This window comes from Cupriavidus necator (assembly GCF_016127575.1).
In the GTDB taxonomy this organism is placed as follows: Bacteria; Pseudomonadota; Gammaproteobacteria; order Burkholderiales; family Burkholderiaceae; genus Cupriavidus; species Cupriavidus necator_D.
In genome coordinates, this window is the sequence record NZ_CP066019.1 from 995,205 (window position 1) to 1,008,144 (window position 12,940).

At 64.2% G+C, this 12,940-nt stretch carries 14 protein-coding genes; all 14 read left to right on the forward strand.

The features are described 5' to 3' along the window. Positions 1–291: 291 nt before the first annotated feature. Entirely contained in the window at positions 292–2,262 is a 1,971-nt protein-coding gene (locus I6H87_RS23530; RefSeq protein WP_011616905.1) for an FAD-dependent oxidoreductase, read from the forward strand. Positions 2,263–2,274: 12 nt separating this feature from the next. Continuing rightward, positions 2,275–3,696 (forward strand): ammonia-forming cytochrome c nitrite reductase subunit c552, encoded by a 1,422-nt coding sequence (locus tag I6H87_RS23535; RefSeq protein WP_011616906.1) that lies wholly within the window; start codon positions 2,275–2,277, stop codon positions 3,694–3,696. A gap of 54 nt (positions 3,697–3,750) precedes the next feature. Then, entirely contained in the window at positions 3,751–4,326 is a 576-nt protein-coding gene (locus I6H87_RS23540; protein WP_011616907.1) for a Tll0287-like domain-containing protein, read from the forward strand. A gap of 80 nt (positions 4,327–4,406) precedes the next feature. Continuing rightward, positions 4,407–4,823 carry a globin family protein gene (locus tag I6H87_RS23545; protein ID WP_011616908.1) on the forward strand — a complete coding sequence of 139 codons (417 nt, stop codon included), beginning with the start codon at positions 4,407–4,409 and terminating at the stop codon, positions 4,821–4,823. An 18-nt stretch (positions 4,824–4,841) separates the two neighbouring features. After that, entirely contained in the window at positions 4,842–5,498 is a 657-nt protein-coding gene (gene ccmA, locus I6H87_RS23550) for a cytochrome c biogenesis heme-transporting ATPase CcmA (RefSeq protein ID WP_011616909.1), read from the forward strand. Further along, a complete protein-coding gene (gene ccmB / locus I6H87_RS23555; RefSeq protein ID WP_010809672.1) occupies positions 5,480–6,151 on the forward strand; it encodes a heme exporter protein CcmB in 672 nt (223 codons plus the stop codon). The genes ccmA and ccmB overlap by 19 nt, the downstream gene beginning before the upstream one ends. Continuing rightward, entirely contained in the window at positions 6,151–6,888 is a 738-nt protein-coding gene (gene ccmC / locus I6H87_RS23560) for a heme ABC transporter permease CcmC (protein ID WP_010809673.1), read from the forward strand. Before ccmB ends, ccmC begins: the two co-directional genes overlap by 1 nt. A gap of 71 nt (positions 6,889–6,959) precedes the next feature. Further along, a complete protein-coding gene (gene ccmD, locus I6H87_RS23565; RefSeq protein ID WP_198489266.1) occupies positions 6,960–7,130 on the forward strand; it encodes a heme exporter protein CcmD in 171 nt (56 codons plus the stop codon). Then, on the forward strand, positions 7,127–7,585 hold the full coding sequence (ccmE, locus tag I6H87_RS23570) for a cytochrome c maturation protein CcmE (protein ID WP_011616910.1): 459 nt from the start codon (positions 7,127–7,129) through the stop codon (positions 7,583–7,585). The genes ccmD and ccmE overlap by 4 nt, the downstream gene beginning before the upstream one ends. After that, a complete protein-coding gene (locus tag I6H87_RS23575; RefSeq protein ID WP_011616911.1) occupies positions 7,582–9,552 on the forward strand; it encodes a heme lyase CcmF/NrfE family subunit in 1,971 nt (656 codons plus the stop codon). The genes ccmE and I6H87_RS23575 overlap by 4 nt, the downstream gene beginning before the upstream one ends. Further along, entirely contained in the window at positions 9,552–10,112 is a 561-nt protein-coding gene (locus I6H87_RS23580) for a DsbE family thiol:disulfide interchange protein (RefSeq protein WP_011616912.1), read from the forward strand. Before I6H87_RS23575 ends, I6H87_RS23580 begins: the two co-directional genes overlap by 1 nt. Positions 10,113–10,152: 40 nt before the next feature. After that, entirely contained in the window at positions 10,153–10,563 is a 411-nt protein-coding gene (locus I6H87_RS23585; protein ID WP_231881496.1) for a cytochrome c-type biogenesis protein, read from the forward strand. Continuing rightward, positions 10,560–11,597: a tetratricopeptide repeat protein gene (locus I6H87_RS23590; protein ID WP_011616914.1), complete on the forward strand. Its 1,038-nt coding sequence runs from the start codon at positions 10,560–10,562 to the stop codon at positions 11,595–11,597. Before I6H87_RS23585 ends, I6H87_RS23590 begins: the two co-directional genes overlap by 4 nt. Positions 11,598–11,850: 253 nt before the next feature. After that, a complete protein-coding gene (gene apbC, locus I6H87_RS23595; protein ID WP_011616915.1) occupies positions 11,851–12,939 on the forward strand; it encodes an iron-sulfur cluster carrier protein ApbC in 1,089 nt (362 codons plus the stop codon). Position 12,940: the final 1 nt, after the last annotated feature.

Sequence of the window (12,940 nt, forward strand, 5' to 3'; positions counted from 1 at the left end):
ATACATCGATTAGTCATCATTTTCCCATTTTTAATGCACTGCACGAAAACTGTGCGTGAATTTAAAAAGAATTCAGCGAATATCGTCCGAATACGGCATTTGGTGCTGGCATGCTACTTGCGCTAGGTATGTCCAGGCGCCAACGGCGGCGCAACATTAACTAGTAGTTACGACCAACGGTGGTCGTGATTCCGGGACAAAGGCGTCCGAGTCAGGCGAGCGGTGCTCGCTGGGCCGGATGCATTTTTTTTGTCTGTAAGTGGTGCACAGGGGGAGTCAGGGGTGTCAGTGATGCTGCAATCGATACCAAACACAAAGGCTGTCCAAGCGCCGGTCGTCGTGATCGGCACCGGGCCGGTGGGCGTGCGGCTTGCGCAGGACTTGCATCGTCGCGATCCTTCCATTCCGCTGGTGATCTACGGCAACGAACCATGGGAGCCATACAACCGCGTGCGCCTGTCTTCCTTTCTTGCCGGCGATGCGAGCTGGGCCACGCTCACGCAGGGGCTTGCACTGCCGCAGGGACCCGCGATCGCAGCGCGGCTCAATTGCGCAGTGGTGCATGTCGATCGCGGCGCGCAGGAGATTGAAGACTCGGCCGGGCGCACGCAACGCTATTCCCACTTAGTGCTGGCCACCGGATCACGTCCGCGGATCCCGGACGTGCCGGGCATCGGCCAGGCCAATGTCTACGTTTTCCGTGACATGAACGATACCCAGCGGCTGCTCGCACGCCGTATCCGCAGCCGCCGTACGGTGGTGTTGGGCGGGGGGCTGCTGGGCCTGGAAGCGGCGCGCGCAATGCAGCGCTTCAACACCGAGGTGCTGGTCATCGAGAACAACGACCGGCTGATGATGCAGCAATTGGACCAGGCCGCCGCGGATCTGCTGCGCGCCCATGTCGAGGCGGCCGGAATCCAGGTATTGACGGGCGCCGCAGTGAAACGCGTGCATGGTGAAGGAGCGGTTACCGGCATCACCCTGCGCACCGGCGATGTCATCGAATGCGATACCGTCGTGATTGCCGCCGGCATCAAGCCGAACACCGACCTGGCCCTGCAGGCCGGCCTGAATGTGGGGCGCGGCATTCGCGTCAGCGACCGCATGCAGACGTCCGATCCACATATCTACGCCGTTGGCGAATGCGCGGAACATCGCGAACAAGTGTACGGGATCGTCGCCCCTGGCCTGGAACAGGCGGCAGTCGCCGTGCATGCAATATGCGGCGGCGACGCCAGCTATGCCGGTTCGCTACAGGCAACGCGCCTGAAAGTGCTCGATATGCCGGTGTTCAGCGTGGGCCGCGTCGGCGAGCATGACGGTATCGGCTCGGCGAGCACGGCGGCTTATGAAGACAAAAAAACTGGCATCTACCGGAAGGTGCTGGTCGAGCGCGGTCATCTGATTGGCGCGATGGCGGTCGGCGAAGGCGCAGACCTGCGTCGGCTGCAGGACGCGGTCAGCGGCAATCACCGGATACTGCCATGGCAGCTTTGGCGGTTTCGCAGGACCGGCTCGCTGTGGCAGGAGGGCGAAGCCAGCGTCGTCAACTGGCCGGCAAGCGCGGTCGTCTGCAACTGCACCGGCGTTACCCGCGGTCAGCTTGGCGAAGCGGCGGCTGCCGGGTGCCGTTCGATCGAGCAACTCGCAGCGTGCACGCGTGCCTCTACGGTATGCGGTTCGTGCAAGCCGTTGCTGGCCGAGTTGGCCGGTGGCGCGGTGATGCGAGAACCGGTGCGCGCGCATCGTCCGCTCCAGGGCGCGGCCGCGGCGGCACTGGCGCTCGCCTTGCTGGCACTCGTTGCGCCTGCCATCCCCTTTGCGAAGACGGTGCAGCTGCAGTGGCGCTGGGACGAGCTATGGCTGGTGAGTTTGTATAAGCAGGTCAGCGGATTTTCCATTCTCGGGTTGAGCGTACTTGCCCTGCTTCTCTCATTCCGGAAGCGCTGGTCGCGCCTTGGCTATGGCGATTTTGCCATCTGGCGCGTGCTGCATGTGGTGCTCGGATTGGGTGTGCTGGCGGGACTCTATGCGCATACGGGAGGCAGGCTTGGCAGCCAGCTGAATTTCCTGTTGATGGCGAGTTTCACCGGCCTGATTCTGGCGGGCAGCATGTCGGGGCTGATGATCGCGCAAGGGCATCGCCTGCCAGTGGCACTGGTTCGGCGCTGGCGCGACAACAGCACCTGGGTGCACATCTTGCTGTTCTGGCCGGTACCCGTGCTGCTCGGGTTCCACATTCTCAAAACTTACTATTTCTAGAGCCTACCAGCGATGGCAAGCAAAAGCCGCAGAGTTCTGTGGGTCTACTGGGGTGTGTTGAGCGTGGCGATGCTGGCATATTTCTCGATTGGGCTGTTCTACAAGGAGGCGGCGAGGCATCCGCTCCTGGTATCCGCGCGCATGGCATTCCTGCCGGGTCAGACCAGCCACGGCCACTACCAGATCGAACTGGCGTGCGAGAGCTGCCACAGCAAGCCGTTCGCCGGCCCGGAGGCCATCCAGGAGGCATGCGCCAAATGCCATGAGAATGAGCTGAAGGAAGCCAGAGATTCGCATCCGGCCAGCAAGTTCGACGATCCGCGCAATGCCGAGCGGCTGGGAAAGATCGATGCGCAGGCATGCGTCACCTGCCATGCCGAGCACAAGCCGCGCACGACGCTTGCCATGGGCGTAACGCAGCCGCAGGACGTCTGCTACCACTGTCATGCCGGTCCGGACGAGATGCCGTCGGACCACAAGGACTTCAAGTTCGACAGCTGCACCGCGGCCGGCTGCCATAACTATCACGACAATCGCGCGCTGTACGAAGATTTCCTGCTAAAGCATGCGCAGGGCGGCAAGCTGAACGAAAAGCCGCTGCTGCCGCAGCGCGATTTTGCCGTAGCGGTGCGTGAGATGAGCGGCTACCCGGCGGCGAAGTATCCGTTCCGGACACTCTCGGCAGCCGAGCAGGATGCGCCGCACGGCAAGCGCGGCAGTACGGCGTTGCAGGCCGACTGGCTCGGCACCGCGCATGCCAGGGCTGGCGTCAATTGCACCGGTTGCCATGCATCGAAGGGCAAGGACGGTTCCACGAAATGGAGTGACCACCCAGGCAGCCCAGCAGCGTGCGAAGGATGCCATGCGGCCGAGGCCAAGGGGTTCCTGGCGGGAAAGCACGGCATGCGACTGGCGCAAGGCCTGACGCCGATGACGCCCGGCGACGCCCGTCTGCCAATGAAGGAAGCGGCTGCCCACACGGAACTTGGTTGTACTTCCTGCCATTCTGCCCATCGCTTCGATGCCAGGACAGCGGCGGTGGAGTCATGCATGAGTTGCCATGACGACAAACACACCCTGGCCTACAAGCGTTCGCCGCACTACGCGCTGTGGCAAAAGGAGACCGCCGGACAGGCGCCGCCGGGTTCTGGCGTGACATGCGCCAGCTGCCACATGCCGCGGGTGCGGATGTCCACCGACGAAGGCTCGCGCATCGTGGTTCAGCACAACCAGAACGATACCCTGCGGCCGAACGAAAAGATGATACGGACCACGTGCATAAGCTGCCACGGGCTCGGCTTCTCGATCGACGCGCTGGCCGACAAGACGTTGATCGACAACAACTTCAAAGGCATGCCGGCCCGGCACGTGAAGAGTATCGACATGGCTGTGGCCAAGGATGCGGAAACGCGCAGCAAGCGAAGCACGCCTTAGCTGCGCGTCGTTCTGGCGCTTGCGGGCTTCTTTTCAACAGTGAAGGAGAGAGAAATGAAACGATATGCGAACTTGCAGGCAAGCAGTCTGGCAATGGGCGCGGCGCTGGCCGTTAGCGCCTTTCCCGCGCACGCATCCGGCATCAGTCCAAAGGAAATGGCGGATGCCCTGCACGCCGTGATGGCGGCCGACCGGACCGTGTATACCCGCCTGATCGTCAACCGCCTGCAGAACGAAGAGAAGGTGATCAAGGCGACTGAGCACTGGAAGGATGAGAAGACATTGGTGCTGCCGGCGCAGATGTTTCGCTTCGGCGCGGAGGAGGTAGCCAAGAGCAAGCCGAATTTCAGTTATTCGCTGTTGTCCCTGTGGCCGCTGAATAAGCAGAACGCTGCGAAAACCCCAGTGGAGAAGGAAGGGCTGGACTTCGTCGCCAAGAACCCCGGAAAGAACTTCTACAAGGAAGAGACTCTCGGCAAGAAGACCTATTTCACCGCCGTGTACGCCGACACGGCGATCGCGCCGGCCTGCGTCACTTGCCACAACGGCCATAAGGACAGCCCGCGCACCAATTTCAAGATTGGCGACGTGATGGGTGGCGTGGTGCTGCGCATCCCTGTCAGCAATTGAGCCAGCGAAAAGCTGAGCGATGACGACGTGAAGGCAGTAGCGGATTACATGATCGCAATTGTCAAGTAAAGGAATATTCCATGACACCGCAAGAGATCACCCTGGTACAAAGCTCCTGGCAGAAGGTGGTGCCGATCAAGGAAAAGGCCGCCGAGCTGTTCTACGGCAAGCTGTTCGAAATGGATCCCTCGCTGAGGCCACTGTTCAAGGGCGACACCGTCGAACAGGGGCGCAAGCTGATGGCGATGATCAATGCCGTCGTCACGAAACTGGACCAGCTCGACGACATCGTTCCCGCTGTACAGGAACTCGGCCGGCGCCACGTCGCCTATGGCGTCAAGGACGAGGACTACGACACCGTGGCCGGCGCCCTGCTGTGGACACTGGGTGCCGGCCTCGGGGACGCCTTTACCGATGAGGTGAAGGGCGCCTGGACCAGCGCCTACGTGATCCTGGCCGGGGCCATGAAAGACGCCGCCGCGACCGCCTGGGACTGACTCAGGAGGAATGAGGCCATGCTGGAAGCAGTGTCACTGACCGCCGCGCGCGGCGACCGGCCGATTTTCATCAGGCTGGGGCTGCGCGTGGAGCCCGGGCAAGCGGTGCATGTCACAGGCGCCAACGGCAGCGGCAAGACTACCCTGCTGCGAATCCTGGCTGGCCTGCTGCGCCCGGAATCGGGCGAGATCCGATGGAACGGGTGTGCGGTGGCGGCGAGCCGGCCGCTGCCCGATTCCGCATACCTCGGTCACCGCAACGGCCTGAAAGCGGAGCTGAGCGCGCTGGAGAACCTGCGCAGTGCCTGCGCGCTGTACGGTTGCCGCACGGATCGTGCGCACCTGCAGCGGGTGCTGGCACAAGTCGGGCTGGCCGCTGGTGCCGACACCGCTCTCGGGCTGTTGTCGCAGGGGCAGCAGCGCCGGGTTGCGCTGGCGCGTGTGCTGTCCAGTGGCGCGAAGCTATGGCTGCTCGACGAGCCGACCACCGCACTCGACCAGTCCAGCATCCGGGCCTTTGAGGGATTGTGCGAACACCATCTGCAGTCGGGCGGCATGCTGGTGTTTGCGAACCACTACCCGCTGCGGCTGGTGGCCGCGCGGATGCGCGAGCTTGCCATCCCGGCGATCGCCGATCGATCGCAGCAGGAGGCGGCATGCTGGATCCGGTCCTGAAACTGATCGCGCGTGAGCTGCTGCTGGCGTGGCGTCGCCCGTCGGCGGTGCTGACACCGCTCGCCTTTTTTGTCGCGGTGGTCAGCCTGTTTCCGCTGGCGGTTGGCCCGGAGCGGATGTTTCTCGCCAGGCTGGCGCCCGGTGTGATCTGGGTCGCCGCCTTGCTGGCGACGCTGCTGGGCATGGAGCGTTTGTTCGAATCCGATTTCCGCGACGGCAGCCTGGAAGTTATCGCGCTCGCGCCGCAGTCCCTGACCTTGATGGTGCTCGGCAAGGTGACCGGCTTCTGGCTCGGGGCGGGCCTGCCGCTGGTGTTGCTGACGCCACTGCTTGGCGTTCAGCTCGGCGTGCCTGACGGCGAGCTGGCACAACTGGCACTGTCGCTGCTGCTCGGTACGCCGACGCTGTGCCTGATCGCGGCAATCGCTGCCGCGCTGACGCTGTCGCTGCAGCGCGGCGGCCCGCTGCTGGCATTGCTGGTGCTGCCACTGGCAGCGCCGGTACTGGTGTTCGGCTGCGGCGTCGCCGCCGCCAGCACTGCGGCGGAATTGCAGGCGAATCTTTCGCTGCTGGGGGCATGCCTGCTGACTGCCGTTGCGTCGGCGCCATGGGCCACCGCCGCGGCGCTCAGGATTGGATTGGAGTCTGTCTGATGGCCACCTTGAATATCTGGAAGTACGCCGCGCCCCAAGCCTTCTATCCGCTCGCCGGGCATCTGGTGCCATGGTTTGGCGCTGCTGCCGCAGTGTCTGGCGCGATGGCGCTATACCTTGGCCTGGTGGTGGCGCCGCCCGATTTCCGCCAGGGCGAGGTGTACCGCATCCTGTTCATCCATGTCGCGGCCGCCTGGATGTCGATGTTCATCTACGTGGTGATGGCCGTCTACGCCGGGCTTGGCCTGGTGTTCGGCACCCGTCTGTCGTCGCTGATGGCAACCGCGCTGGCGCCCAGCGGTGCGTTGTTCACCTTCCTCACGCTGTGGACCGGCGCACTTTGGGGCAAGCCGACCTGGGGCACCTACTGGGTATGGGACGCGCGCATGACCTCCGAGCTGCTGCTGCTGTTCCTCTATCTCGGCTTCATCGCGCTGCAGGCCGCGATCGACGATCCACGGCGCGCAGCCAGGGCCGGCGGGGTGCTGGCGCTGGTCGGATTGATCAACCTGCCGGTCATCTATTTCTCCGTGACCTGGTGGAACACGCTGCATCAGGGGGCATCGGTCAGTCTGACCAAGGCGCCGCAGATGGCCGGCATCATGATCGTTGCCATGCTGGGCATGACCTTCGCCTTCTGGATGTATGCGATCGCCGTCGCGCTGGCGCGGGTGCGCTGCCTGATCGCGCGCAGCGAGGCCGGCCGCAGGTGGTGGCGGCAAGGCGAGGACATCTGAAACCGACGCGCACTCGGATCAACGCGCTCAACAGCAGGGAGGGAATGATGGATCTGAATGGATTTTTTTCGATGGGTGGCCAAGGCGCTTTCGTCTGGGGCGCATACGGCGTGACGGCGCTGCTGTTCGCTGTCGAAGTCCTGCTGGTACTGCGCTGCGGCGTGTCGACTCGGCGCACGCTGGCAGATGCGCACCCCGCCGCGCCCGGCATGCGGCTGCAAGAGCAACGGGGTACGCAATGAGGATGCTCAACAAGGCGCGCGGGCGACGCCTGCTCATGATCGCCGTGGGATTGCTGTTGCTTTGGACGGCTGCCGCATTGATCCTGAATGCCTTCCGCAGCAATATGGTGTTCTTCTTCTCGCCAAGCCAGCTCGCGGCAGGGGAGGGCCCGCGCGACAAGGCCTTCCGCCTTGGCGGCATGGTCGAGCGCGGCAGCCTGCGGCGCGCCCCGGATGGGCTGGGGGCGTCCTTCATACTGACCGATACGGTCAACCGGGTGCAGGTGGTCTACCGCGGCATGCTGCCCGATTTGTTTGGCGAAGGGCAGGGTGCCATTGCGTTCGGCCGCATGGGTGGCAACGGCATCTTCGCGGCCGAGGAGGTGCTGGCCAAGCATGATGAAGTGTACATGCCGCCGGAGGTCGCCGCTTCGCTCAAGCTCGCCGAAGCGGCGCAGAAAGGTGGGGCCAGATGATTCCCGAACTCGGTCAATGGTGCCTGGCGCTTGCGCTCGCGCTGGCGCTGTCGCAAGCGGCGCTGCCGCTCCTGGGGGCGGTGCGCGGCGTCGATGGCTGGATGCGCACCGCACATGCCGCAGCACGCATGCAGTTCCTGTTTCTCTCGCTGGCCTTTGTTTTCCTGTCGGCGGCGCTGCTGGGGAACGATTTTTCGGTGCGCTATGTCGCAAACCACTCAAACAGCAGCCTGCCGGCGATCTATCGCTTTGCCGCCGCCTGGGGCGGCCATGAGGGATCGTTGCTGCTTTGGTCACTACTGCTGGCAGCCTGGTCGGCCCTGGTGAGCTGGCGCAGCGACAGCCTGCCGCTGATGTTCTCGTCACGCGTGCTGGCCGTCCTGGGCATCGTGTCGAGCGGCTTCCTTTGCTTCATGCTGTTCACCTCGAATCCTTTCGAGCGCCTGTGGCCGGCGCCCCCGGACGGCGGTGACCTCAACCCACTGTTGCAGGACATCGGGCTGGTGATCCACCCGCCGATGCTGTATATCGGCTATGTCGGACTGGCGGTGCCCTTCGCGTTCTCGGTGGCCTCCCTTCTGACCGGGCGCATCGATTCACTCTGGGCACGCTGGTGCCGGCCATGGACCATCGGCGCCTGGCTGTTCCTGACACTCGGCATCGCCCTTGGCAGTGCCTGGGCCTACTACGAACTGGGTTGGGGCGGCTGGTGGTTCTGGGATCCGGTCGAGAATGCTTCCTTCATGCCATGGCTGCTTGCCACCGCGCTCATGCATTCGCTGGCGGTCACGGAAAAGCGGGGCATATTCGCCGGCTGGACCCTGTTGCTGGCGATCGCCGCCTTTGGCCTGAGTTTGCTGGGCGCCTTTCTGGTGCGCTCCGGCGTGCTGACCTCCGTGCATGCCTTTGCCGCGGATCCGGGGCGCGGCGTGTTCCTGCTGTCATTGTTCGCATTCATCGTCGGCGGCGCACTCTGTTTGTACGCGTGGCGCATGGGGCGCGTGCGGAGCAGTTCGGCGTTCGCGCCGTTCTCGCGCGAGGGGGTGCTGATGCTGAACAATCTGTTCCTGGCCGTAGCAACCGCGTCTGTTTTGCTGGGCACAGTCTATCCGCTGGCGCTCGATAGCCTGGGCCTGGCGAAGATATCAGTCGGTGCGCCGTATTTCGAGGCGGTGTTTGTGCCGCTGGTCGTGCCAATGCTGTTTCTGATGGGCGTGGGCCCGCTGATGCGCTGGAAGCATGCTTCGCTGCCGGATCTGAAGCGTCGGCTGAAATGGGCGCTGGCCGCGGCGCTTGCCTTTGGCCTGGTCACGCCCTGGCTGCTAGGCACATCGAGCATCGGCATCAGCCTCGGCCTGGCCCTGGCCGGCTGGATCACCTGTGCTCTGGTCGCGACCGCGGCCGAGAGCGTGCGCGACCGGCGCGGGGCAGGAGCGTTGCGCAGTCTGGCCGCCCGTCCGCTGTCGTTCCACGGCATGTTGATCGCGCACCTTGGCATTGCAGTGTGCATTGTCGGGGTCACCATGGTCGGCGGCTATGCAGGCGAACGCACGGTGAGCATGTCGGTCGGCGACTCGCTCGAGTTCCGCGACTACCGCTTCCGCTTCGACTCGGTGGAAACACTGGCGCGCGACAACTACCAGGCCCGGCGCGCGAGCATTACGGTGACGCGAGACGGCCAGCTGGTGACATTGCTGCGGCCAGAGAAGCGCTTCTATCCGGTTCAGCGCAAGGTGATGACCGAGGCGGCGATCGATCCCGGCCTGACGCGTGACCTCTATGTATCGCTTGGCGAAGCGTTGCCCGACGGTAGCTGGACTTTGCGGCTTTACCACAAGCCGTTCATAAGCTGGATCTGGTCCGGCTGCCTGCTGATGGCATTTGGCGGCTTGCTTGCGCTCGGCGACCGCCGCTATCGGGCGCGCATCGCGCCGGCCGCCACGCCGCTGAACCTGGGGGTGGAGTGATGCGACGGTTTGTTCCTGCTGCGATCTTCATCATGCTCTTGCTGCTGCTCGGCCTCGGGCTTGCGCCGAGACCAAGCAGTCCGCCATCCCCCCTGATCGGCAAGAGCGCGCCGGCTTTCAGGCTGCCCTTGCTGGACGCGCCTCAGCAAACTGTGGCGCCTGCCGATCTGTGCGGACAGGTCTGGGTGCTGAACGTCTGGGCATCGTGGTGCGGCGCCTGCCGCGAGGAGCATCCGAAGCTGATGGAGCTGGCGCGCCTTACCCGGGTGCCCATCTATGGGCTGGATTACAAGGATGGGCGCGACGAGGCCGGTGCCTGGCTTGCGCGGCACGGCAACCCTTATCGCGCCAGTCTGTTCGATGCCGATGGCCGGGTCGGCATCGACTACGGCGTGTACGGTGTTCCGGAAACCTTCGTGATTGACCGTCGCGGCGTGATACGCCACAAGCATGTCGGTCCGCTGACCGAGGAGGTGGTGCGCAAAGAACTGTTGCCGATGTTGGCGGCGCTCGAGAACGAGCCGGACGTAGCACTGGCAAGCAGGGGAAAAGGGGGCTGACATGAAATCAAGCGTTCGCCGGTGGTGCGTACTTGGGTGTTTGCTGGGCGGTCTGCTGGCCAATGCAATCGGCGCCGAGCCGGCACAGGCCGATGCCGAGCAGGCTCTGCAGGCCCGGGTCACGAGGCTGGCCGTCGACCTGCGTTGCGTGGTATGCCAGAACCAGTCGCTTGCCGATTCCAATGCCAGCCTGGCGATTGACTTGCGCAGCGAGATTGCCGGCATGCTGCGCGATGGGAAAAGCGAGCGCGATGTGACCGAGTTCATGGTGCAGCGCTACGGCGATTTCGTGCTGTACAGCCCGCCGCTGCAGCCCACCACCTGGCTCCTGTGGCTTGGCCCGTTCCTGCTCATGTTGGTGGGAATGGTGGTGCTCTACCGGCATGCTGCCGGATCGCGGGCACGCGAGCGGGCGGGTAAGGCTGGCGGCAGCGAGGAGGGAAGCATATGACATCGGCGCAGGTATTCTGGGGATTCGCCACCGCCCTGACCATTGGTGCGCTGCTGACCGTATTGCAGCCAATGGTGGCAGGTATCGCCGTTGCGAAAGGCCGGGCGCGCCGGGTTCAGTTCCTGGCCGGGCTAGCTATCACGCTGGTGGCCCTGGCAGGGTATCTTGCTGTCGGCCGGCCGGACCTGATCGGGCCGGAATCTGGCAGCGGGTCAGGAGCAACGCCGCGGGAAACGTCGATTCCGCATCTGATCAAGCGTCTTGAGGCGCATCTGCAGCAATGGCCTGACGATGCCGATGCCGCACTGTTGCTCGCGCGCTCATACTATGCCGCAGCCCGTTTCGCCGAGGCGGTGCCGGCGTTCGAGCGCGCATTCGTGCTGAAGGCACCCGCGGCACCGCAGCTTGCCGATTATGCCGATGCGCGTACTGCGCAAAATGGGGGCACTTTTGATGCGCAGGCACAGAAGGCTGTTGAACGCGCGCTGGCACTTGATGCGCAGCATGTGAAGTCGCTGTGGCTGGCGGGCAGCTTTGCCTTCAATGACCGGCGCCCTGCCGACGCGATTGTTTACTGGACGCGCCTGGCGCCATTGCTGCCAGCCGATTCCGAAGAGCTACGCCGTCTGCAGGCCAACATTGCCGGAGCGCGTGCGCAGGTGGGGACCGGTTCGGCTGTTGCGGGCAACAAGAAGCAGCTTTCCGGCACCGTAGCAATTGCCCCCGAATTGCAGGCGTCTGTTGGCAGTACCGACACGCTCTACGTATTCGCACGCGGGCTGCAAGGGCCGCCGATGCCGCTGGCTGTCTTCAAGGCAGTGCCTGGACGCTGGCCGGTGGCGTTTTCGCTGGACGAGAGCATGGCGGTGATGGGCGGTGCGCGCCTGAGTGAGCGGGAAAGCGCGATGGTTGTCGCACGAATCTCACGTTCCGGCCAGGCGATCGGCCAGCCAGGCGACCTGGAAAGCGGGGCGGTACAGGTGAAGGTGGGCGCTGCTGGCATCCAGCTGTTGATTGATACGGTAAGGAAATGAGGGTTGATCCGCGACGATCATAGGGTAGACGACCAGCTGCCGCTGCCCACAACGCCGCCCAGCGTCTCAGTAGCGGATTCTGTGGTCCCGCGATGTGCTGCTTGATCGCAACTTAATGGATTGCTTATGCGTCGGCTAAGAATATATGAATTTACCTTAACTGGGTGAGCAGATATCTTTCCAGCATTGCCGCCACGCCGCCAAAGCACGCCTGGTGCATGCATCCCTACATTCACCAGCAGCGGAGTATGTCTTGAGCGTCAGCACTGAGCAGGTCACCGAAGCCCTGCGCACCGTCATCGACCCCAATACGGGCAAGGACCTGGTGTCCACCCGCTCGGCCAGGAACATCCGCGTCGACGGCGGCGATGTCTCGCTGGAAGTCGAACTCGGCTACCCCGCGAAGAGCCAGTTCGATCCGATCCGCGAGCTGGTGGTTGCTGCGGTGCGGCAAGTGCCGGGCGTGAGCAACGTCAGCGTGGCCGTGACCATGAAGATCGTCGCGCACGCGGTGCAGCGCGGGGTCAAGCTGCTGCCGGGCGTGAAGAACGTGATTGCGGTGGCGTCGGGCAAGGGCGGGGTGGGCAAGTCCACCACGGCTGTGAACCTGGCGCTGGCGCTGGCGGCGGAAGGCGCGCGCGTCGGCATGCTCGACGCAGACATTTATGGGCCGAGCCTGCCGATGATGCTGGGCATCGACGGCCGCCCGGAATCCGCCGACGGCCAGACCATGGAGCCGCTGGAAGGGCACGGTCTGCAGGCCAACTCGATCGGCTTCCTGATCGAGCAGGACAACCCGATGGTATGGCGCGGCCCGATGGTCACCTCGGCGCTGGAGCAGCTGCTGCGCCAGACCAACTGGCACGACCTGGACTACCTGATCGTCGACATGCCGCCGGGCACCGGCGACGTCCAGCTGACGCTGTCGCAGAAGGTGCCGGTCACCGGCGCGGTGATCGTCACCACGCCTCAGGATATCGCGCTGCTGGATGCCAGGAAGGGCCTGAAGATGTTCGAGAAGGTGGGCATTCCCATCCTGGGCATCGTCGAGAACATGGCGGTCTACTGCTGCCCGAACTGCGGCCATGTCGAGCATATCTTCGGCCACGGCGGCGGCGAGAAGATGTGCGCCGACTACGGCGTCGACCTGCTGGGCAGCCTGCCGCTGAACCTGCAGATCCGCGAGCAGGCCGACTCCGGCCGCCCGACCGTGGTGGCCGAGCCCGACAGCCCGGTGGCCGGGATGTACCGCGCCATCGCGCGCAAGGTGGCGATCAAGGTCGCCGACAAGGCGCGCGACATGACCAGCAAGTTCCCGAGCATCGTCGTGCAGAACACCTGAC

Coding starts and splice junctions, on each gene's coding strand:
- I6H87_RS23530 (WP_011616905.1), top strand. CDS start 292: ATGCTGCAATCGATACCAAACACAAAGGCTGTCCAAGCGCCGGTCGTC.
- I6H87_RS23535 (WP_011616906.1), top strand. CDS start 2,275: ATGGCAAGCAAAAGCCGCAGAGTTCTGTGGGTCTACTGGGGTGTGTTG.
- I6H87_RS23540 (WP_011616907.1), top strand. CDS start 3,751: ATGAAACGATATGCGAACTTGCAGGCAAGCAGTCTGGCAATGGGCGCG.
- I6H87_RS23545 (WP_011616908.1), top strand. CDS start 4,407: ATGACACCGCAAGAGATCACCCTGGTACAAAGCTCCTGGCAGAAGGTG.
- ccmA (WP_011616909.1), top strand. CDS start 4,842: ATGCTGGAAGCAGTGTCACTGACCGCCGCGCGCGGCGACCGGCCGATT.
- ccmB (WP_010809672.1), top strand. CDS start 5,480: ATGCTGGATCCGGTCCTGAAACTGATCGCGCGTGAGCTGCTGCTGGCG.
- ccmC (WP_010809673.1), top strand. CDS start 6,151: ATGGCCACCTTGAATATCTGGAAGTACGCCGCGCCCCAAGCCTTCTAT.
- ccmD (WP_198489266.1), top strand. CDS start 6,960: ATGGGTGGCCAAGGCGCTTTCGTCTGGGGCGCATACGGCGTGACGGCG.
- ccmE (WP_011616910.1), top strand. CDS start 7,127: ATGAGGATGCTCAACAAGGCGCGCGGGCGACGCCTGCTCATGATCGCC.
- I6H87_RS23575 (WP_011616911.1), top strand. CDS start 7,582: ATGATTCCCGAACTCGGTCAATGGTGCCTGGCGCTTGCGCTCGCGCTG.
- I6H87_RS23580 (WP_011616912.1), top strand. CDS start 9,552: ATGCGACGGTTTGTTCCTGCTGCGATCTTCATCATGCTCTTGCTGCTG.
- I6H87_RS23590 (WP_011616914.1), top strand. CDS start 10,560: ATGACATCGGCGCAGGTATTCTGGGGATTCGCCACCGCCCTGACCATT.